The organism is Streptosporangium sp. NPDC000095 (genome assembly GCF_042899335.1).
Taxonomy (GTDB): domain Bacteria; phylum Actinomycetota; class Actinomycetes; order Streptosporangiales; family Streptosporangiaceae; genus Streptosporangium.
This window is the reverse complement of record NZ_JBIAZS010000018.1, coordinates 85,279-105,177: the sequence shown is the minus strand read 5'-3', so window position 1 is coordinate 105,177 and position 19,899 is coordinate 85,279. Positions and strand designations below refer to the sequence as shown.

The following is a 19,899-nucleotide window of genomic DNA, read 5'->3' as shown; positions in this document are numbered from 1 at the left end:
CGTTGGACGAAGGGAAACCCCGGCCTCTGGACAGGCTCTGGAAGTTTGATGAACATCGCCTCTACACTGTGGCGGTGCTGGTCGTCCAGGTGCTCGGCCGCCTGCGGGTGTGGCACGACGATCGCGAGGTCGATGCCGGGCCGCCCGCCCGCCGTCTGATGCTGGGGGTTCTGGCGCTCAACGCCGGGCGGCTGACCACGCGCCGGGAGCTGATCGAGTCGCTGTGGGGCGAACGGCCGCCGTCAAGCGCGGTCAACGTGTTGCACACCCACACCAAACACCTGCGCCGCCTGCTCGACCCACGGCACAGCCCGCGCGGCCAGGGCGGCGTGCTCTCCACCGTCGGCGACGGCTACCTGCTGCGCCTGCCGGAGGACGCCCTCGACCTGCTGCGCTTCCGGCGTACGGTGGCAGCCGCGCAGCAGGCGGAAAGCGACGGCGACCCGGCGCGAGCAGCCGCGCTCTTCCGCGAGGCGCTGCGGCTGTGGGAGGACGACGACCCCCTGTGCGACGTGCCGGCGCTCGAAAGCGACCCCAAGGTGTGGGGCCTCAAGGCCGAGCGCCGCCGCGCGCAGCTGTCCTACTGGGACCTGATGCTGCGGGCGGGCAACGCCGCCGAGGTCATCGCCGCGCTGGCGGTGCAGGGCGCGGTGAGCCCGCTTGACGAGGCGGTGCAGGCCACACTGATTCGCGCGTACCAGGCGACGGGCCAGCGGGCGATCGCCTTCGAGCGGTACGAGACCACTCGCCTCGTGCTGGCCCAGGAACTGGGCGTGGAGCCGAGCGGGGAGCTCCAACGGGCGCACCGGCATCTGCTTGAGGAGCAGGAAAGCCGTGGTGTGCCAAGGATTCCGCGTCAGCTCCCGGCGCCGGTGCCGGACTTCACCGGACGCGTCGACGAGCTGGCCCTGCTTGACGCCGCGAGCGCCCGCCGCCCGCCGGGGGTCGTGGTCGTCTGCGGCACCGCGGGCGTGGGCAAGACGGCTCTCGCCGTCCACTGGGTTCACCGCAACCGCGAACTGTTCCCCGACGGGCGCATCCACCTCGACCTGCGCGGCGACGACGCCGAACATGCGTTACCCCCGCACGAGGCGCTGGGCCGCATGCTGGCCGCCGTCGGCGTGTCCGCTCAGGACATTCCGGCCGACACCCAGTCGCGGGCCGCGCGCTGGCGCACCGAGACCGACGGCCGCAGGTTGCTTGTGCTGCTCGACAACGCGGCCTCGACCGAGCAGGTACGGCCGCTGCTGCCCGGTACGCACGACACCCTCATGGTGATCACCAGCCGGGACAGGCTGGCCAACCTGGTCGCCCTGCACGGCGCGCACCGCATCGAACTGGACCTGCTGCCCCGCACCGACGCCGTCCACCTGCTGCGCCGGCTGGTGGGCGAGCGGGCGGGCACCGATTCCGACAGCGTCGACTCGCTCGCCACCATCTGCGCCCGCCTGCCACTGGCGCTGCGCCTGGCCGCCGAGTACGCCGGGGCGCAGGCGCACCTGCCGCTGGCCGGCGTGGTGACGCGGCTGCACCTGGCCGGACCGCTGGATCTGCTCGACTGGGGTGGGGCGGCGATCCGGCACGTCTTCGGCTGCTCGTACCGGCTGCTCGACGCCGAGGCGCAGCGCCTGTTCCGGTTGCTGAGCCTGAACCCGGCGCCGCACTCCACACTGGCCTGCGCGGCGGCACTGGTGGAGGTCGACGAGATCGACGCGGCCCGGCTCCTGCACCGGCTCACCTCGGCGCACCTGCTGCGATGCGACACCTTGGGGCGCTACGGGTTTCACGACCTTCTGCGTGCGTACGCCGCCGAGATCAGCCTCGCCCTGGACGGCGAGGCCGAACGGCAGGCGGCCGTGGACAGGCTGCTGGAGCACTACTGCGGGACCGCCGTCGAGGCGAGCGACACCCTCTACCCCGGGTGGAGCGGGAGCCGGCGGCACGCCGGGCTCGCCCTCAAACCCAGCGGCGTCACTCTCTCGCCGGGCGCGGCACTGTCGTGGTTGGACAGCGAGCTGGCGTCGTTCGGCACGATCTGCCAGTTCGCGGTCAGGCAAGGGCGGCCCGAGCGGGCGGTCACCCTTGCCGCCGCGTTACACCGCTACCTGGAAGCGGGGCACGGCACCGAGGCCCTGTCGATCTACGAGTGCGCCGTCGACGCCGCGCGGAGGATGGGAGACGCGGAGGGCGAGGCGCATCTGCGGACCAACGCCGGGGTCATCCTGCGGCTGCTCGGCCGGTACGCTTCGGCCGTCGAGGAACTGAGCGAGGCGCTGGAGCTGTGCCGGAGCAGCGGCAACCGCCACGGCCAGGCCCGCTCGCTGTCCAATCTGGGCATCATCGAGGAACGCCTCGGCGAGTTCGCCTCCTCCGCCGCCCGGCACCGCGAGGCCGTCGCGCTCTACCGCGAGATCGACGATCCCTTCGGCCAGGCGGCGGCGCTGACCAACCTGGGCAATCTCAAGGAGTCGATCGGCGAGCACGCCGAGGCGGCGCGGCACTTCCTGGCCGCGCACGACATCTTCGCCGCGCTCGGCGAGCGTGCCGGGCAGGCCATCGCCCTGTCCAACCTCGGCCAGATCCACAGTTCGCTGGGCGAAGACACGCTTGCCGTCGCGAAACTGCGCGAGGCGCTGAGCCTGTTCCGCGAGATCGAGCACCGTGACGGGGAAGCGACCGCGCTGAGCAACCTCGGGACCGCCCTGTGCCGTCAGGCGAAATTCGACGAGTCCCTGTGGCACCTGGAGCAGGCGCTCGAGATCTTCCGGTCGACCAGACACAGGTACGGCGAGGCGAGTGTCCTCAACGCGATCGGTGAGGCGTTGCACACCGTGGGCCGTGACGGCGAGGCGGCGCAGCGACACCGGCTGGCGCTGGCGATCGCCGCCGAGACCGGCGACGAGGACGAGCGCGGCCGTGCCGCCGCCGCGCTCGAAAACCTCGGCTGAGGACCGCGAGGCGTGAGAGCACGGTGTCGGCGCGACCGGTGACGGCCTCGTACGAGCCGGTGATGAATCACAATGTGGCGTCACCGTCGCCGTCGCGGATGTGCAGGCGCGCGAGGTTGACGAGAGGTTCGAGTGCGTGACGCGCGGTCCGCACAGACCTTGAGCCCTCAGCCGGGAAAGTCAGGGGTAACCCCCGGCTTTCTTGTTCAGTACGACGGGGTGTCTTTTTCGCCGCGGAGCACCCGGAGTGCCTCCTCGGCCCGATTCTGGGCCTCCTGATGCGTCAAGCCGTCCACGGAGGCGACGAAGGAGACGAAGACGTCCCTGTCGGGGGCCTTGAAGCTGAAGGTGTCTCCCAGCGAGGGGAAGATTCTGCGCGTGAGTTCCATCGTGGACGCGGTGATCTTCTCGTTGGGAGTACTGTCCCCGCCGATTGCCGAGAGCATGCCGAACCATGCGCCGAGGCGCCACGTCAGGGCCTTGGCGAAGGCGATGTTGAACGGAATCCCCACGATGGGAATGGAGCCGACGAGCTTGTCCCAGAGCAGGTCCTGGGCGAGGAAGGGAATGTTCGGCTTCAGGTATTCCTTGGCGGCCTCCCCGGTGATGTGGCCCCTGCCGTAGATGCTCCGTACGTCGTTCCACAGGTCGATGTAGAACGGAATCGCGATCACGTCGACGACCAGGTTCGCTCCGCCGCCGAAGAACCCGCTCGCACCCTGCGCCAACACGTTTCCCGTCGCGAGGGTGCTGGTTCTTTCGTAAACCCGCGCGGCACGCTCCTCTTTTTCTTTCATGTTCCCTTCCGCTTTTTCGTGTCATGCCAGATGGAACGAGGCCGGTGGACCGGCCGTACCGAGTGTAGAACTAAGCGCCTATCCAGAAGTTCTGCACGTAACCGGGTGCGAGATCGCCGGAGTGGACAGACGTTGACAAGGGCCTCGCCGGAGGTTGGACCGAAGTTGCCTTCCTCGTTCACTCCGGCCGGCGAGGTGGTGGCCAGTATGCGCTCTTCTGTGGTGTTCGCCAATGCTCCGGCCGTCTCGGTCGAGCACCTGCGGGCGCCTCAGCCGCCGTGATCGCCCACGGGTGGCTGACGTACTGACACGGCAGTGAGGCGAGAATCCCGCCGACCCCGAAACGGGCCTGCGTGGCGGTGAAACGCTCGATCCGGGACGAGCTTTCCCGCAGGTACGGTGTGGGCCGCCGGTAGTGGACGGACCGCACCCGCTCCAGGACGACCTCCCTGGAACGGGTGGCCAGAACGCCGCGCGGCGGGAACTTCCCGAACCACGTCGACAGTTCGGCGTCGGTCGGGAATTCCACCCCTGGATCAAACCGGGCGACACGAGCGCCGCGCTCGTTCAAACGTGCCATGAACGGTCACGGTCGTTCCTCCAGGAGCAGATCGGCGAGAGCCGTGGTGATCGGCAGGCCGGTGGCATCGATGTGGCCGGCCGGTCAGGTGGAGCGGTGGTGCATCCATGCTCGTTCTGCCTTGCCTTGACGCCGGTGACAGGGTTCTAGTGTGGCCGCGACAGACGGGTGGGGACGTCGTCGACGCATGGTGAGGCCATGACGCCGCCTCGGTACCGGCCCATGCCGATCCGCGACCGCCCATCCATCGCACCGACCGGCCGAAGGAACGACGATGAAGTTCGCAGTCAGCTACAGCACGCCCTACCACGGCGTCGACCCCGACACGATCGTGGCCTACGCCCGGCACGCCGAGGACTGCGGCTTCGAGGCGCTGTATCTGCCCGAGCACATCGCGCTGTACCCCGGCGCGGCGGTCGGGCACTTCGAGCTCCCGCCGTCGCTACCGTACTTCGATCCGCTCGATTGCCTGAGCTTCGTCGCCGCGGCCACGCGAAGGATCCTGCTCGGGACGGGTGTGCTGCTGCTGCCGTACCACCATCCAGTGATCCTCGCCAAGCGCCTGGCGACCATCGACGTGCTGTCCAAGGGGCGGATGCGGCTGCTGACCGTGGGGCTCGGCACCCTGCCCGGTGAGGCCAGGGCGACGGGCGTCGACTTCGGCACCCGTGGGCGTCGCGCCGACGAGGCGATCGACGTGATGCGGCTGCTCTGGGCCGGCGGCGAAGAGGGGGTCGACTTCGACGGGGAGTTTTTCTCCTTCGACAAGCTGTGCCAGTTTCCGAAGCCATACGGGATCACCCACCTGCCGATCCACGTCGGCGGATCGAGCCGGGCGGCCGCACGCCGCGCCGGACGACGCGGCGACGGCTACTTCCCGGGTGGCGCGCTCGCCCCGGACGAACGCGCCCTCCAGATGGACCTCGCCCGGGCCGCCGCCGCCGAGGCGGGCCGCAGCCCGGAAACGCTGGAGTACACGCGATCAGGGGCGATCGACATGACCGCCGAACAGGTCGAGGCGTTCGCCGCGCAAGGCGTGACCCGCATCGTCGTGAGTGCCACCGCCACCGAACCGGAACGGCAACGCGAGGAGATGTCCGCGTTCGCCCAGCGGTTCGCCCTTCCCGACACCACCGAGGCGGGGACGCGCACCTGACGCCCGCCCCGCCTCTCGAACCGGGCCCGGCCGGTTCGCCGCTTGTCCGGCCTCGCACCGAGCCCGGCTGCCTGCCGCGCTAACCCGCCGGGCGCAGGACCCGCTGCCAGGAGGTGTGCGTGTCGTGCAGGGCGCGTTCGCGCCGGTCGACGGTCACGCAGATGTTGTCACCGGCGAACGCCTCACGCCAGACGTAGCCCTGGATGCAGGAGCGCGGCCCGTCCGGACCGTTCGTCCAGCGACCGGCCCCCATCATGTTGTCGGCGATCACCTGGTCGCGGATCTCCTGGGTGACGCAGACCTGATCGAAGCTGTCGGCCCCCCGCCAGACGTAGCCCGGTTTGCAGGCGTTGGGGCCCAGGACCAACCTGGCCGGGTTGGCCCGCGAGGAGGCGGCGGCGTTGTCGGCGATCACCTGCCGGCGCGCGGCGGAGCTCACGCACACGGTGTCGGAGGGCGTGGCCAGCCGCCGCGTACGCTGGAGGAGGCATTTGCCGTTCTCCTCCCAGTTCGGCGCGTCCGCGGTGTCGGCCTGGGTCTCCTCGTAGACGGCCGGTGTCACGCACACCAGGTCGTTGGGCGTCGCCTTGCGGTGGACGTAGCCTGCCAGGCACTTCTGCGTGATGCCGGTGCTGACCGTGACGACCGCCTCGTCCTGGCCCACGGAGTCGATGGAGACGCTGACCCCGTTGGTGTTCAGCGACGTCACGGGATCACGCGTTATGCGGTCCCTCAGCAAATACGACCTGCCCTCCCTAACCTCGTGCAGGAGCACGATGTCGCCGGGGATTCCCTTGCTCTGGCCGGTCTTCTTGCGGAACTCCACCGTGTAGTAGTTGAACGGGTCGGCGACGTTGAACGGGACGCGCACCAACAGCGTGCCCGTCGAGCCGGGCTGGTCCAGGGGTGCGAGGCGCACCGTCCGGTCGGCCACGCCGTCCGCGCCGAGCGTGACGATCCGGTGGGGTTCCAGCCAGCCCATCTCGTCCCGGTTGGGACCGTTGAAGCCGACCGCGCTGGTGCCGAACCTCTGCGTCTCGTACGTGTGGATGTGCATGGCGCTCATGACGTCCCACTGGTCGTCGTACTCGCCGAACTGTGCCCAGTCGGCGTTGCGGTAGGTGGGGTCGTCGGAGAAGGAGTGGTCCCTGTCGTAGCCGTGCAGTATCTCGTGGGTGGTGAAGCCGAGGTTCCAGGCGAGCGGGTCCAGCAGTATCCGGCCCCCTCCCGCGGAGCCCGAGTCCCACGCGTAGTTGACCATGACGGCGACCCGGTGGTTGGACGGGACGGTGTAGCCCGCGGCGGCGGCCGTCCGGACGCAGTCCTCGGTCCGCTGCCACCGGTCCTTGGCCTTGGCCTGCGCGACCGTGACGGGCATCGTGTACCAGCCCTTCACCACCGACCCGGACACACTCGTGCGCCCGTGCGACTGATCGGCGAGATAGTCGGCGAATCCGCCGAGTCCCTTGCCCGCGTCGGTGAACAGCTCCCGGAAGAACTGCGGGGGCCTGGGCTCCGTATCCGGATGATCGGCGAACTTGCACAGCAGCACCGACCAGGGCAGGTCACCCTGCACCGGGTACGCCTGTGCCGGTAGGGCGGGCACGCAGACCAGGGTGAGCAGCGTGATCGCGGCGGTCAGGAACGATCTTCGTAAACGCATGGGTCCTCCATCGGGAACACCTGAGATCAGACCGAAGATCTCAACCACCGGTTGCCGCTCACTTGTGTGCGAATGGGACCTCACAGCCGGGTCCTGACCGGTGCCGTCACTCATGAGGTGACCGCCGGGTCACATGCCGGCCACCGGCCTGAAAGGGCTCCCCGGGGAGTGGTTCCAAGGCGCACGTCCCGGCCGCCGAGCCGTGCGCCCGGACGGCGCCGGGCCGCCTCGAACCGCGTATCCCGGGCCGGCTTCTCCACCATTGAGATGCAAGCCGTCTCCCATCACCGTTCGGCACCGTGGCGTGAGCGTGAGACGGCGAGGTGCCGCTCAGGGCATCGGCCACCGCCGTCCACGGCATTCCATCGCGCCCATCGTGAAACGAAGGTGCTCATGAAACGTGTCACGACCCTGCTCGTCCTCGGCCTGCTCGCCGCGCTGTTACCCGGGACCGCCCACGCGGACCACGAGTACGGCCAGGCGGTCGTCCAGAGCGTCCAGGTCGACAAGCCCACCTACGCGGGGCCGTGCCATGGAAGGGAGAACGATCTCAAGGTAACCGTGCAACTGACCTACACCGGTCCGGGTCGGGCCTATGTGTCCTACACGTTGAGCGGGATCAGCGACGAATACGTGCACCATGTCCATCAGCAGGAGCAGAACGGGCCGGGCACGTACGAGTTCCGGATTCCGTTGACCGAGTCGGGGACCAGGCAGCTCAAGATGGTCGGCCTGGTGTGGAACGGCGGCGAGCCGGTCGAGACCGGCACACCGGTACAGGTCACGATCGACCGAACCTGCCAGGACGCGAAGGCGATCGTCGAGCCCGTGGGCGACTACACCGGGCTGTGCGGATCGGAGGCCACCACCCCGATCAAGGGGGTGATCACCTCGCCGATCGCGCAGACGGTCCGCTACCAGTGGTACTACGCCATCACGTACGGCGGCTCCCCCGTCCCCGGCCACGAGATCCAGACACTCGTCTTCGACAGCCCCGGAGCCCGTGAGGTCACCGGCTTCCTGCCGCGCACTTCGTCGGGTTGGCCCAGGCGTTACTACATCAATATCATCGAGCCTTCGCCCAACCCCAGCCAGGCTGTGATCACCCAGACGACCTGCGCGACCCCGCCCGTGGACATCGCCGGCGCGAGCCGGTTGAACTACGACGGCCCGTGTGGTCCGGACTTCTCGACCCCGACACGCGCCATGATCACCAGCGGCAAGGGGGAGACGCGCTACCAGTGGGTCGACGAGAACGCGACCCCGCTGCCCGGGGCCGGCGTGCAAACCGTGAACATCTCGGAGCAGGGCGGCACGCGGTACGTGGACGGCCCGCGGCTGCCCAGACAGCGCCCGGGAAACGGAAAGGTGGGAATCGTCTTCCCCGACCTGCGTACGGACGTGATCGGCCTGGCCTCCTGGTCCACGACCTGCCGCCCCCTCGCGACACCGAACCTGGCCCAGGTCGAGTTCACCAGTGAGGAGGAGTCCTGCGAGCTGCGCCGGCCCGCCACCTTCACGCTGAAAGGCTCGATCACCGCGCTGGGGCCGGGTCCCATCCGCTACGCGTACGCACGCAAGAGCGCCCAGACGAACAACGCCTGGGTCCGCGACCACTGGACCTCGCTGACGCTCACCTCGGCCGGCACGGTCGACGTGCCCAAGCAATGGACGGTGCCCTTCTCCCGGCAGGGGGAGCAGGGATACTGGCGCCTTGAGATCGACGAGCCGTACACGGGCGTGTCCGGCCAGGCCCGCTATTGGTTCTTCTGTTCCAACCAACCGTAAGTTTTTTATCCCGGGCTTCCGAGCCCTTCTCCCGCCGAACAGGGCGTTCTGTCGCTCTGGCCGCTGAGGAGGGCTCGGGACCGGTGATCGACGTGGCCAACCGGTCAGGTGGAGCGATGATGCACCCATGCTCGCCCTGCCTCGGCGGCCCGCGCACGGAAACCGCGCCCTTCCTCCGGGCCGAACCGCGCCTTGTGCAGGCGGAACAGCGTCCACAGCGCGGCCAGGCCGGTGACCGCGTCCGCAGGTGCGGACCGCCAGGCCGGTACGCGGGCCAAAAGCGCCTCGGTCTGCTCCGGGGTGTGGCCCGCCTCGATGAGGCGGGGAGCGAGCATCACGGCGTCCACCCACGCGGCACCGCGCACCGCGAACGCCCAGTCGATGACGTACGCTCGCCCGTCGTCGATCCGGAAGTTGCCGGGGTGCAGGTCGTAGTGGAGAAGGGTGTTTCCCTTCAGGGCGTCGAGGCTGAACGTGGCGAGCGCCTTCTCGTACATGGCCCGGTCCGGCAGCTCCCCGGCGAGCAGGGCCGCGGCCTTGGCCTGGAGGCCCGCGATGTTCACCGCGACCTCCGGAAGCCCGCCGGGGCACGGGGTGAGCGCCTCGTTCAGGACGACCAGGGTGTCCAGCACGAGCGGCACATCCGGCGAACCGGGCGACAGGTCGGCGTCCCGGCCGTCGACGTACTCGTGCAGCAGCACGATCCACCCGTCCACTTCGCCGCTCCAGCGCAGGCGGGGCGCGGGCAGGCCGGGTGGCAGTACGGCACCGGCTCGTCGCTCGCGCTCGTACAGGGTCGCGGCCGGGTTGGCGGTGGGGACGGCCTTGAGAAAGACGGTTTCGTTGTTTTCCGTGTGCAGCCGGGCGGCGAGGCCGGGCATGAGTCCTTTGGTCACGGGGTCGGCCTTGAGGATCTGGCCGACATGCTGCTTGACGGTGGCGCGCACGTTGCTGGGGAGGTCGTCCCACTGGGGTTTCACTGTCAGCTCTCCCTGGGGTCGTCGGCATCACTGGCTGCACTTCGCAGCGGGAATCCACGTCTCGGGACGACTGGCGGGCCCGTAGCCCGCATGGCCCCAATCGTGGCCACCGGATCGAGAATCGTGCCGACGGGAACGTGGTCACACCTGGCCGGTTACGGATCACAACCCTGATCACATACGGCCACCATCCCATGACCTCTGGCTGCCAGCGGCGACATGTACTCACCCATTACCGAGTGGGACGGTCGATGGGCGGCCACCCTTGGGTTACTTTGTCCGCGTGAGTGGACAGCGGAGTGAGGGGTCGGCGGTAGTCCGCTATGTGGGTGTGGCCGGTGTCGCGGCGTGGTTCGAGGTGTCGCCGGGCACGGTAACGAAGTGGCTGGACCGGTACGCGGAGACGCATCCGTATCCGAAGCCGGACGCGGAGATCGGGGAGGGCAGGCTGGCGGTGAAGGGCTGGCTGCCGGAGCGGGAAGCGGAGTGGCGTGCCTGGGAAGCCGACCGACCGGGGCAGGGCGCAGGCGGAGGGCCGAAACCGAAGAGGTAGTCGCCAGGTCTCGTCTTCGAACGAGACCCTTTTTCTTTGTCCGTTCCCTCGGACAAGGTCTCACCCTCTCCCTAACATTGTCTGCATAGCCAGACGAGGTTAGGGAGAGAACCGTATGACCAACAACGAGATCCAGGTCACCCCAAAGGGATCCGCGACAACCGATCCACGCGCCACAGTCATCACCGTCCGGACCGCCACAGACATCGCCCAGTCCGAGCTGGGCCATCATGTTCGCGTCTGCTATTCCTGTCGCATCGGCCAAGACGGCATGTGCGCAGAAGGTGAACTGCTCAGCGCTGCTTTCAGCAGCGCCATCGTCGTCTCGGTTATCGCCCACGAGGCGTACGCGCCGATCGGCAGCACCGTCACCTACCACGGCACGGAAACTCGGCATCGTGGCCCCGGATGGACTGTCCGCAGCACCGTTCAGGGCCCCTGGGGGACGTCATACACGATCGTCCGAAACACCGGCCGCGCTCGGGACGCCGCACAGGACGTCATCCTGAACGGCGTCCGCATCGAGTGCATCACTCCGGCGTAAGATGACCCACAGCTCGCCGGGTGCAGAGCGGAGCGCCGGGCAGCATTACGTGCGGTATCCAACACAGACGCGCACCTCACCCCTAATGTTCCCAGTTGAGGCGGGGGACGTAACGCTCCCTTGCCTCTGCCTCTTGAATTTTCATCCATATCGCGTACTGGGCACATCAGGGGCGAGAAAGAAATTATTCAGTTTTACCGGGAACCTCTGTGTCAGCTAATCCGCGAACGGTGCCTCTCGAACCGGTCATGCCGAATATGGTCCCCCTGTCCAGTAAAAGCCTTAAATGTTCCTAGCTTGTAAGCTGCGGGCGCCTCGCCGTTGCGAATGTCAATGTGGAAGTCCTGGCCTAGAAGGGTGATCCGGCGCTCCAACTCCTGGGAGTGAATCGCGATCTTGATGGCATCGGCAATCTCTACCGCGGTCATGTAACCGCCGTGGTCGCGAAGTGCCCGGTAAATAGGGTCATGGTCAGCATCGATCTGCTGGTCACGTCGCGCCACCGAGTGGTTGAGTGCGTCAGCGATGGCGCGTCCGAGTGCCTTAGCGACCGGAGGCGGGAAGGCGTTGCCGATCTGGCGGTAGTTGGATGTCTTCTTGCCAGTGAACTCCCAGGCGAATTCGCTGTCATCCCAGCCCTGGAGGTACTTGACCATCTCGACAGTTAGCTTTGGGCCCCTGCCTGCAACGAGGTCCTCATCCGTATACGGAGCATGGTTCGCTAGCCCATGCGCATCCACCCACATCTCTGCCCATGCACGCTTCGCCCGCGTGGGGCCTAGGTCAGCCCCTCCGTGCTTCTTTGAACCACCAACGATAGTAGGAGCGATGTCGTTGGCTCGGTCGCGCCACTCCTCGGCTCTTGCCCAGCCGTTGGCCTTCATGAGCTCATACAGGGTTTCGCCAACAGTCGGAGCTGACCCAACAGGTTCGGGCCAGTGGAAGTGGGCTAGGTCATCGTGTGCCATCGCAATGAGGACGAAGCGGGGACGAAGTTGAGGCACGCCAAACTCGGAAGCTTGGAGAAGTTTCCACTCGGCGGCATAGCCGAACTCCTGAAGCTGATCCAAGACATGCTGCCGATAGCCCGCGAAACGAGGCATACTCAGCCCGCGGACGTTCTCCAGCAGGAGTGCTCGTGGCTTGAGGACTTTGACCTGCTCAACTGCCCAAGCGAACAAGTCCCGCTCGTCGCTGGCGCCTAGCTGCTTGCCGGCAATCGAGAAGGGGGGGCACGGCACCCCTCCAGCGAACAAGTCGATGGGGCTGCCAAGTTTTTCTGGGGTGTAGTCCTCCGGATCCCACACCTCGGGATCCGCCACATCACCAAGTCGGACATCCCACTTAGGCCGATTGTGCCGCAGCGTGTTGGCTGCATTCTCGTCCAACTCGATCGCGAGTTCATGCTCGAAGCCCGCCTTGTCCAGCCCAAGAGACTGTCCACCAGCGCCAGCACAGATCTCAATGACACGGAGTGATTGCTCGGTCACGGGGACCCCTTTCGTTGTCTGATGCGACGCGGGCGAGCTGGCAGCTGTATCTTCGCGGATGACAGGAAGCCGTGCGCCCATCGGAACGGATGTGTCTGACGACAAGAGAGTTGAAGCCCGCAAGCAGGCCCACAAGCGAGGGCTCTACCCAGCCCCCCTCAACGAGGGGCGATCGCGCAACATGCAAGCCAACCGCGGGGCGAACACCAAACCGGAGGTTGTGCTGCGCAGCGCGCTGCATCGGCTTGGCTATCGCTACAGGAAGAACTTTCGACTTGATCTTGAAAGCGTGAAGGTCCGGCCGGACATTGTCTTCACTGCCCGCAAGGTCGCAGTTTTCGTGGATGGCTGTTTCTGGCACGTCTGCCCAGAGCACGGGCGCCAACCGACCACCAACGAGTGGTACTGGACGCCCAAGTTGCGCCGGAACATGGAGCGAGACCAGAGAGTCAACGCAGCTCTTGAGAGCGCAGGCTGGCAAGTTGTCCGTCTCTGGGAGCATGAGCTGCTGACCACTGCCGTTGAGGCAGTGGTTGCTGCACTGAACCCTAGGACCGAACATGTGAGCGATATTAACGCAAGTGACTGACGGAACTGAAGTGACTACTGGTTGTACGTGACAGGTATACGGCCGCACAACCCGGTTATTTCGATCAAGAACTGTACAAGTCATACAGCTGAAGGCTCCGGAAATCGGTGATCAAGCCACTCCTGTACGGCCTGCACATCGCCGTACCCGTGGCGGCGAAGGACATCGACGATGTCGCGGGCGCAGATCATGATGATCGGGTGCGCATCAGCGCGGACCTCGCTGTACACCTGCTTGTTGAAGTACGACGTGGTGATGAACACACCAAACTGCCGGTGCCGAATCCGGGAGATCAACCGAGCGACCTCCTTGACTCCCACCGATTTGTCTAAGGCGTAACACTTGGCCTCGAGTGCGAACTCCATGGCTACCCGATCGGAAGCAGGGCCGAGGAGGTACTCGCCAACTGCGTCCCGTCCGCCATCTCTGCTGCGTGGAGTGAGTTCGCAAGTGTCTGTTGCGGGAGCCAACATCCGCCAGATCTCGACCGCACATGCCTCGAAATCGTGTGGACGGTTGGAAAAGTGACGGTGGATAGCGGCGACCATGCGTCTGCCGACAACATCCGGCTTCTGCTCTGCCGTACTGCGTACGGTTGTGGTGGATGCAGCAAGCAGAGGCCGGTAGGTCCGCGCTTCAACCCACTCTTTCCAGGGGGCAGGGCAGCCGGGGCCCAAGGCACGGCCTGCTGCGAGATCAACGATCCAGGATCGGGAGATCTTAGGGACATCCAGGACAGTGAAGCGCGAACGGTAGTTCTGGAACCTCACACCGCGGCTTGAGCGCCAGATCGCTTGAAGTTCGTCGTCAGAGGTCAGCGCAGCTCCACCAGGGGCAAGAAGACCTCGGAAACGGACGCGACGTCCGGCAGGCGAGGCCTTCTCGAAGAGGAAAAACGGCGGCACACTCGCTCGGGCGACACCATGGCTCCATTCGAAAGCGTCACGGAGCAGTACGTTGCCACGGCGCGGGGTCTCGTGCAGTTCCTTGCCTGGGTGACGATTGTCACCGTAGTAGGTGAACAGTCCTGTCTGCGGATCCAACTCATCTGGCCAGTCAAGTTCAGCACCTGTCGTGAACAGGACGGCGAACCGGACGCCCTGCCTCTGCGGTGAGCCGTTGAAGCGGAAGCCGCCCTGGTTACCGACTCCAGGCAGGAGGCGTGAGATGGGGTCGTCGGAGAAGTTTCCTGTGCTGCCACCTGCGTAGACCGCGTCCAGTACAAGGTCAGCCGTTGCCAGATCAGCGAATGGCACTACGTGATCTTCATCTCCCACCTTGGGAGAGTATCCAACATGCCCAAATTTGGGGTAGTACGCACCCGGGCCCGGCTCCGCTGAGCAAAACGGAGGACGGATCTTTATAGCTGACCAATATCAGGAAGCAGCGGCGCAGGTTCGACAGGGTCATCGCCTCGGGCAAGCACCCACTGCTCTCCATCAAGTTCCAGGTATGGCGCCAGCCCATGGTGCGTGCGACGACATGCAAGCCGTGTACTCACAAACTCGCCGGGTCCGGGGGCGGTCAAGCCTAGAGTGACAGCTGCCTGGACGTGGTTCTTGTATTGCCCGAAGATCACGATACCTTCTGAACGGAGGGCGCCTCTGGCACCTCCGTTACCGCGGACGCGCTTCATATAGTCCTCCTGCATCGCCACAGTAGCCACCACAGCCCTGCTGATAGGACGCCTCTGCGCCCGCCGGAACAGCTCATTGACACGTCGCTGTCCACTTGTTTGACGGAAGATTGCATCGACATCTTCATCCGGAATGCTCAGCAGGATGTTCTCTTGGAGCGGAGCGTCCTTGAACAGCCAGCAGATCGCTTTACGGCCGTTCCTGCTCAGAGTTCTCTTGGCGTCTCGATTAGTACCAGAGTTCAGATGCCCCTCACTTGCACGGACCAGACCCGCGCTCCAACGAGCCGCCTTGTCGTTCGCCCAGATACCAAGGAGAATCCTGCCGACAGCCTCTGGCGGGATCATCCAGTTCCCCAGTTGCTGAGAGTACTTGCAGTCGACCTCGATACCGCTGATCGAGTAGTCAAGCACCGTTCCATCAGCGAAATCGAACTCGCGCTGAAGGTTGATCTCGATCAGAGTGCCGCAGTGAGTCTTCTCGGTCTTATGCAGCTGCTCCCAACGGAAACGGCCAGTGTGCTGTCCATCGAGGAGCATGTCGAAGGTCCGCCGGATCGCTTTGGCCATCCGGGTGCCGTCCTGATCGATGCCTGCCAAATGGGCGAAGACAGCTTCCATCTCCGAGTCAGGAGCAGCCATGCCGGGCAACGGTTCGTTGATCACGAAGGAAATGTAGCTGATCACTCCGACAAATAATGAGATGTACGGACATGCGGGCTGTCACGATTTTGCCCGTCGGCTCCTCTTACGCTCCTGCTCATAGCGACGGACGGCTTCCTCTGGACCTTCCGAGGGCCATGGCTGCCATGAGATGAGTTCGTACTCGGTAAGCGTCCGGCGTCCCTCCTTGCGCTTGCGCGCGTCGACCTTCCAACCGAGCGGTGTTCTAAGGTCCCTGAGGCGCCGAGCAGGATCGCCTCCATATCCCTCGCCGGCAACGAGCGCAACTAGCTCGGCGGAGGTCCGCTGACCGCGGGCATGCAGGCCTTTCAGAAGTTCACCGATTCGGTGCCAGACCGTGGGCTGGCGTACCGCGTAGCGGATCTCCGAACCAATCTCGTCGAGAGTCTCGGAACGCCTGCTTGCCGTGGTTGTGTCGTTCACATAACGGCTGGAGGTTCTCCAAGATGGTCTCACCGCCCCACGAGAGCGGGATCTTGTGATCGATCTGTAATTTAATCCCGTCCCCGGGACTGAGGCCACACATCCGGCAGTACGCCCCCATGACGGCGTAGACCTCGGCCTCCATGCGGGAAGAGATCGGAGGGGCATCGACTACGATCCGCTTCCTTCCCCGCAACACATAGACCGGATTACCTCCCCTTCTGTGAACCGTCTCAACGATGAATTTCTTACGAAGATCGCGGAGTCGGCGATCCGTCTGTTCGTTGGCTTCGGTCTTACCCAGTGCACGCCCCGCATGCTGACGCCACTCCGCCATCGTGGGCGGGTTGTCTCGGCGGTTATAGAGGAATCGATACGCCTCTTGGACCTCTCGCTCACGGATCAACTCAATCAGCTCTGGATCATCGGGATGCGGGAGATCCCTTTCATCCAGGTCAGTGTCCAGCACTCATCCTCCGCCAGAGGGTTTGGATCATCTACAGAGAGTCAAACTGTAGCCGAGTGAAACCATGCTGTCTCTTGGAGATATTAGGAGGCGCTCACGTGAGCGTGCTCCTTTCTCATTGACCTGCAAGGTATCTAATTGCCCAGTTCGGTCTCTCGCGATCGTCTCCCAAGGGACGAAGATGTCAAAGGATGTGCATACGCACACCCAACCGTCGGATCCGCTCCCGGTAGCTGTAGCGCTCCAGGTCCAGCAAGGTCCGTACAGCCTGCTGGGCCATCGGATGGTTGCGGACGAGTTGGGGTGCCGCTTTCTCGGCGCGTTCAAGTTCGGCCAGAGCGGCGTCGCGCTTGCCGCACCACAGTAGGCCTCGCGCGTAGTCAAGGTGGTGGTGTCCAACGCGACCAGACTGCATGCCTTTCGGGAGCCGAACCGTTTCTCCCCTGCTTACCGCCTTGGGACCGTCTCCGAGCTCGACGGCAACGGCGACGCCATGAATGTCGATGTTGGGCTGGTTGGTGCATAGATCGTAGTAATTGGTGCGCTGTCGAGCACCGAGCCGGGTGACCGCCTCGGCCGCGAGACGATGCCGCGACCACGCCTCATCGGCGTCGTTCTTACGGGCCGCGGTGACCGCGGCCCGCAGTTGCAGGCCACCCCAGACGGCCAGGGCCTCAGGCTTACCCGCGACGTACTCGTCCTCGATGCTCGCGCAGGCCGAATTGATCACGGTGAGCGCGTCATTCCACGAGCTGGAGGACCACAAGTTTCGTATTCGCAGATATGTGGATACGACCCCGTGGTACCGATCCCCTGAGCGTTCGGCAGCCCAACGGACTCGACCGGTGGCGATAAGGGAGAGGTCGGCGTATCCCAGGCTGTAGGTGACCGAGTCCGCCGTCTGGTAAACGAACGCGAGCAGCCCGAACGCCGTACCCCGGTCGGGCTCGGTGTACAGGTGGGTCGCGGCCTGAAGTTCGGAGAGTAGAGCCGGTAGCCCATCAGCCAGTTCTGTGTAGCGGGCCTCTCGCCGTAACCAGCAGGCGTGCTCGACGGCGGCGCGGAGGGCGTCCAGCGACCGCACCTCACCTACCCACTCAGGGTCGAGGTCGTAGCGTTCCAGATGGCGGCGAATCTCGGGGATCGCAGAGTGTCCCCGATCCTCGGCGGGGGTGTCGCCCCGGTAAGGGCGGGCGGTGAGTTCGTTTGGGTGCATGCGCAGCACTCGGGCGACGGTGTTGATCAACGCGATGGAGTCAAGAGGGATGCTGTCGTTCTCGACGCCGGACACCCAGGACTGCGCTCGGCTGACGCGCCGGGCGAGTTCGGTCTGGGTGATACCCAGGCGCTTACGCGCACGTCGTACGCGCTTTCCCACACTCTCCGCCGCCGGGTCTGAGTAGGTCATGGCCTCACGGTAACCCGCCTTGACTCTCTTGACTCCCCTCCTCGTCAAAGTATCAAGGGCGTTGATGTCCGCACCTCTCCGCACTCATAACTTCACTTTCCGTGAGGAGAGATGAGTGTGGGAGTGGCCGATACTCCCGTCACCTGACGGTCGGAGCAGCTGTCGAACGAACTCCGGTGGAAGCCCGTGGTGCCGGGTCTCTACGGAGGCGCATCAATACAACGGGCCGACGCTCCTGTTCGTGCAGCGCGAACCCGTCGTATGGCGCGATGGACGGAATCGCCGGGCGGGAGATCGGCTGGACCGTCCGTTACGGGCATGCCATCCATGCGTGCAGCCGACCAGGGCGTTCCGCGTTCCGATATGCCGAACTCCGTGAAGCACATCAGGCGCCGAAGCAGGTGACCGAACCCACCTGACAAACGCACCGCTCCTCACACGGAAACCCTTCGTCACCAGCCAAGACACGGACATGGCCGGTGATACCGCCAGAGAAAACGGCTCTGCCAGGCGAGTGGCTTCGCCTGGCAGAGCCTCGCCTGCACACTGGAGGTGCAAACTGTGCTCAACCCTAGTAGAGCCATAAAGATCATCCGGGTCCGTTGGCATGCCGGGCGTCCGCCCTCGCCCCTGGGCTGCCGTTGGTGCGGTCATCCCCCGTACGCGCACGACGCCGCCAGCCTGCCGCACCGCCCTGGACACCTGTGGGAGCAGCCCACCTCGGCCCAGGTCCGTACCCGCATGACGGCCCGACGCCGCCTCGGACTCTGCGGCCGACTGCCCGCGTCTTCCGCACCGGCCACCGTGACCCCACGCCCGCCGAACCACCCCTTCACGGGTTCCCCCACCATCCGGGGACGCCACGCGCGACTGGCCACCCCACCGTACGGACGCGAATCGCCGCCAGGAGCACGGCCCGGCAGGCGCGAGTCGCACCGGAAGGGAGTCGCGGCATGAATGCACCTCCCATCCAGGCAGAGGCGGACGCGGAGGCGGAACATCTCCGGCACGAACCCGGCGACGACCCCCGCGCGCTGCGCACCCTGACGCTCCGCTTTCCCGACTGGCGCCCCTGGTACGGCCACGCCACCGGACGCTGGTGGGCACTCTCCCCCACCCGATACCGCCAGCGCATCGGCCTCATCGAAGCCGACACCCCCGCCGAACTCGCCGCCCGAATCCAGCACATCGAAGACTTCCACCCCCACCCCGAAGCCCTCGACAGGAACACCCAAGTCGGCGTGAACAACCAGCACAACGAGACCACCGGCAAGGGAGGTGACCGGGATGACCGTACGACTGCTGTCCGTACTCGCCGGAGTGCTCACTGACCGATTCCGGACGACAACCGACGACCCCAACGGACCGGCCGCCACCATCTGGCCGCCCTACCCCGGCCGAATCCCCGGCTGGTCGACGACGCCGAACCACACCCCCGTCATCTCCCAGCGCTTCCCCGCCACCCCCGACCAGGTCAGAAACGCCCGCGCCTTCGTCGCCGACATCCTCGGCGACGACCACCCCCTGCGCGACTACGCCACCCTCCTCACCAGCGAACTCGCCACCAACGCCATCGAACACACCACCAAACCGACCGACACCCGGCCGGTCGAGACCGAACCAGCCGCTCACGAGCCGAAGGATCCGTCAAGAGAGTTCGTCATCACGGTGGCCTTCACCCTCAACGGCGTCATCATCACCGTCCAAGACCCCGGCTCCACACAGATCCCGCACCTCAAGAACCCCAGCCTGAACGCCACCGGCGGCCGAGGACTCCTCCTCGTCAACGACCTCGCCACCCGCTGGGGCTTCCACCGCGACCCCACAACAACCGTCATCTGGTTCGAACTCACCTAACCACCCGGCGTGGCGACGCAGTCTTGGAGGAGCCGCGTCGCCACGCCTGAGCAGAAACGATCCGACGACTCTTATCCCCTGCCGAAATCTCGGGATGGAACCAACATGATGACTGCAATCCGTAACGCCCCACTCGGATTCACCTAGATGTCGCCGGAATATTGGTCTGGCCACATTGCAGTCAACTGCCCGGGATTAACGATGACCAAATCATGGCAATCACGCCATTCTCGAGCGCCTACTACTTCCCGTGATCAATCTATCACAGAAAAAAGATCTTGACTGATTCTCACTGCACCCACACACTCCTAAGGGTGTCCGAGATTTTCGAGTTGCT

17 protein-coding genes are annotated in these 19,899 nt (G+C 65.6%); 8 read left to right on the top strand and 9 right to left on the bottom strand.

Translation table 11 applies throughout. From position 1 onward, the window contains the following. The first annotated feature begins 74 nt into the window (after positions 1-74). On the top strand, positions 75-2,948 hold the full coding sequence (locus tag ACFY3V_RS32340) for a tetratricopeptide repeat protein (RefSeq protein ID WP_389778755.1): 2,874 nt from the start codon (positions 75-77) through the stop codon (positions 2,946-2,948). A 206-nt stretch (positions 2,949-3,154) separates the two neighbouring features. Here the strand turns inward: ACFY3V_RS32340 and ACFY3V_RS32335 are convergent, their stop codons facing one another. Beyond that, entirely contained in the window at positions 3,155-3,745 is a 591-nt protein-coding gene (locus ACFY3V_RS32335) for a hypothetical protein (protein WP_350945655.1), read from the bottom strand. Positions 3,746-3,923: 178 nt separating this feature from the next. Beyond that, the gene (locus ACFY3V_RS32330; RefSeq protein ID WP_389778752.1) at positions 3,924-4,325 is read right to left on the bottom strand and encodes an MvdC/MvdD family ATP grasp protein; all 402 of its coding nucleotides are present in this window, start codon (positions 4,323-4,325) and stop codon (positions 3,924-3,926) included. A 274-nt stretch (positions 4,326-4,599) separates the two neighbouring features. Between ACFY3V_RS32330 and ACFY3V_RS32325 the strand changes: the two genes are divergently transcribed. Further along, positions 4,600-5,481, top strand: coding sequence for a TIGR03619 family F420-dependent LLM class oxidoreductase (locus ACFY3V_RS32325; protein ID WP_389778750.1), 882 nt, complete (start codon positions 4,600-4,602; stop codon positions 5,479-5,481). 79 nt (positions 5,482-5,560) lie between these two features. Here ACFY3V_RS32325 and ACFY3V_RS32320 read toward each other — a convergent pair whose 3' ends face one another. Then, positions 5,561-7,144 (bottom strand): hypothetical protein, encoded by a 1,584-nt coding sequence (locus ACFY3V_RS32320; RefSeq protein WP_362904151.1) that lies wholly within the window; start codon positions 7,142-7,144, stop codon positions 5,561-5,563. Positions 7,145-7,537: 393 nt separating this feature from the next. Between ACFY3V_RS32320 and ACFY3V_RS32315 the strand changes: the two genes are divergently transcribed. Continuing rightward, positions 7,538-8,932: a hypothetical protein gene (locus ACFY3V_RS32315; protein WP_389778748.1), complete on the top strand. Its 1,395-nt coding sequence runs from the start codon at positions 7,538-7,540 to the stop codon at positions 8,930-8,932. 104 nt (positions 8,933-9,036) lie between these two features. Here ACFY3V_RS32315 and ACFY3V_RS32310 read toward each other — a convergent pair whose 3' ends face one another. Continuing rightward, positions 9,037-9,912, bottom strand: coding sequence for a phosphotransferase family protein (locus ACFY3V_RS32310; protein WP_389778746.1), 876 nt, complete (start codon positions 9,910-9,912; stop codon positions 9,037-9,039). Positions 9,913-10,195: 283 nt separating this feature from the next. Here ACFY3V_RS32310 and ACFY3V_RS32305 point away from each other — a divergent pair, with 283 nt between their 5' ends. Together ACFY3V_RS32305 and ACFY3V_RS32300 are read left to right on the top strand one after the other, a co-directional pair. Continuing rightward, a complete protein-coding gene (locus ACFY3V_RS32305; RefSeq protein WP_389778744.1) occupies positions 10,196-10,465 on the top strand; it encodes a hypothetical protein in 270 nt (89 codons plus the stop codon). Between the two features lie 115 nt (positions 10,466-10,580). Next, complete coding sequence (locus tag ACFY3V_RS32300) at positions 10,581-11,009, top strand: hypothetical protein (RefSeq protein WP_389778742.1); 429 nt, start codon at positions 10,581-10,583, stop codon at positions 11,007-11,009. 212 nt (positions 11,010-11,221) lie between these two features. Here ACFY3V_RS32300 and ACFY3V_RS32295 read toward each other — a convergent pair whose 3' ends face one another. Then, the gene (locus ACFY3V_RS32295; RefSeq protein ID WP_389778740.1) at positions 11,222-12,499 is read right to left on the bottom strand and encodes a DNA cytosine methyltransferase; all 1,278 of its coding nucleotides are present in this window, start codon (positions 12,497-12,499) and stop codon (positions 11,222-11,224) included. Positions 12,500-12,590: 91 nt separating this feature from the next. Here ACFY3V_RS32295 and ACFY3V_RS32290 point away from each other — a divergent pair, with 91 nt between their 5' ends. Next, on the top strand, positions 12,591-13,088 hold the full coding sequence (locus ACFY3V_RS32290; protein WP_389778738.1) for a very short patch repair endonuclease: 498 nt from the start codon (positions 12,591-12,593) through the stop codon (positions 13,086-13,088). Between the two features lie 80 nt (positions 13,089-13,168). Here ACFY3V_RS32290 and ACFY3V_RS32285 read toward each other — a convergent pair whose 3' ends face one another. From ACFY3V_RS32285 to ACFY3V_RS32270, 4 genes are all read right to left on the bottom strand, one after another. After that, positions 13,169-14,365 carry a restriction endonuclease gene (locus ACFY3V_RS32285; protein ID WP_389778736.1) on the bottom strand — a complete coding sequence of 399 codons (1,197 nt, stop codon included), beginning with the start codon at positions 14,363-14,365 and terminating at the stop codon, positions 13,169-13,171. Positions 14,366-14,448: 83 nt separating this feature from the next. Continuing rightward, positions 14,449-15,411, bottom strand: coding sequence for a NaeI family type II restriction endonuclease (locus tag ACFY3V_RS32280; RefSeq protein ID WP_389778734.1), 963 nt, complete (start codon positions 15,409-15,411; stop codon positions 14,449-14,451). A gap of 313 nt (positions 15,412-15,724) precedes the next feature. Continuing rightward, on the bottom strand, positions 15,725-16,300 hold the full coding sequence (locus ACFY3V_RS32275; RefSeq protein WP_389778732.1) for an HNH endonuclease: 576 nt from the start codon (positions 16,298-16,300) through the stop codon (positions 15,725-15,727). 181 nt (positions 16,301-16,481) lie between these two features. Beyond that, positions 16,482-17,705, bottom strand: coding sequence for a helix-turn-helix domain-containing protein (locus ACFY3V_RS32270; RefSeq protein ID WP_389778730.1), 1,224 nt, complete (start codon positions 17,703-17,705; stop codon positions 16,482-16,484). 953 nt (positions 17,706-18,658) lie between these two features. Here ACFY3V_RS32270 and ACFY3V_RS32265 point away from each other — a divergent pair. Beyond that, positions 18,659-19,036, top strand: coding sequence for a hypothetical protein (locus ACFY3V_RS32265; protein ID WP_389778728.1), 378 nt, complete (start codon positions 18,659-18,661; stop codon positions 19,034-19,036). Further along, positions 18,993-19,562: an ATP-binding protein gene (locus tag ACFY3V_RS32260; protein WP_389778726.1), complete on the top strand. Its 570-nt coding sequence runs from the start codon at positions 18,993-18,995 to the stop codon at positions 19,560-19,562. Before ACFY3V_RS32265 ends, ACFY3V_RS32260 begins: the two co-directional genes overlap by 44 nt. The last annotated feature ends 337 nt before the right edge of the window (positions 19,563-19,899 follow it).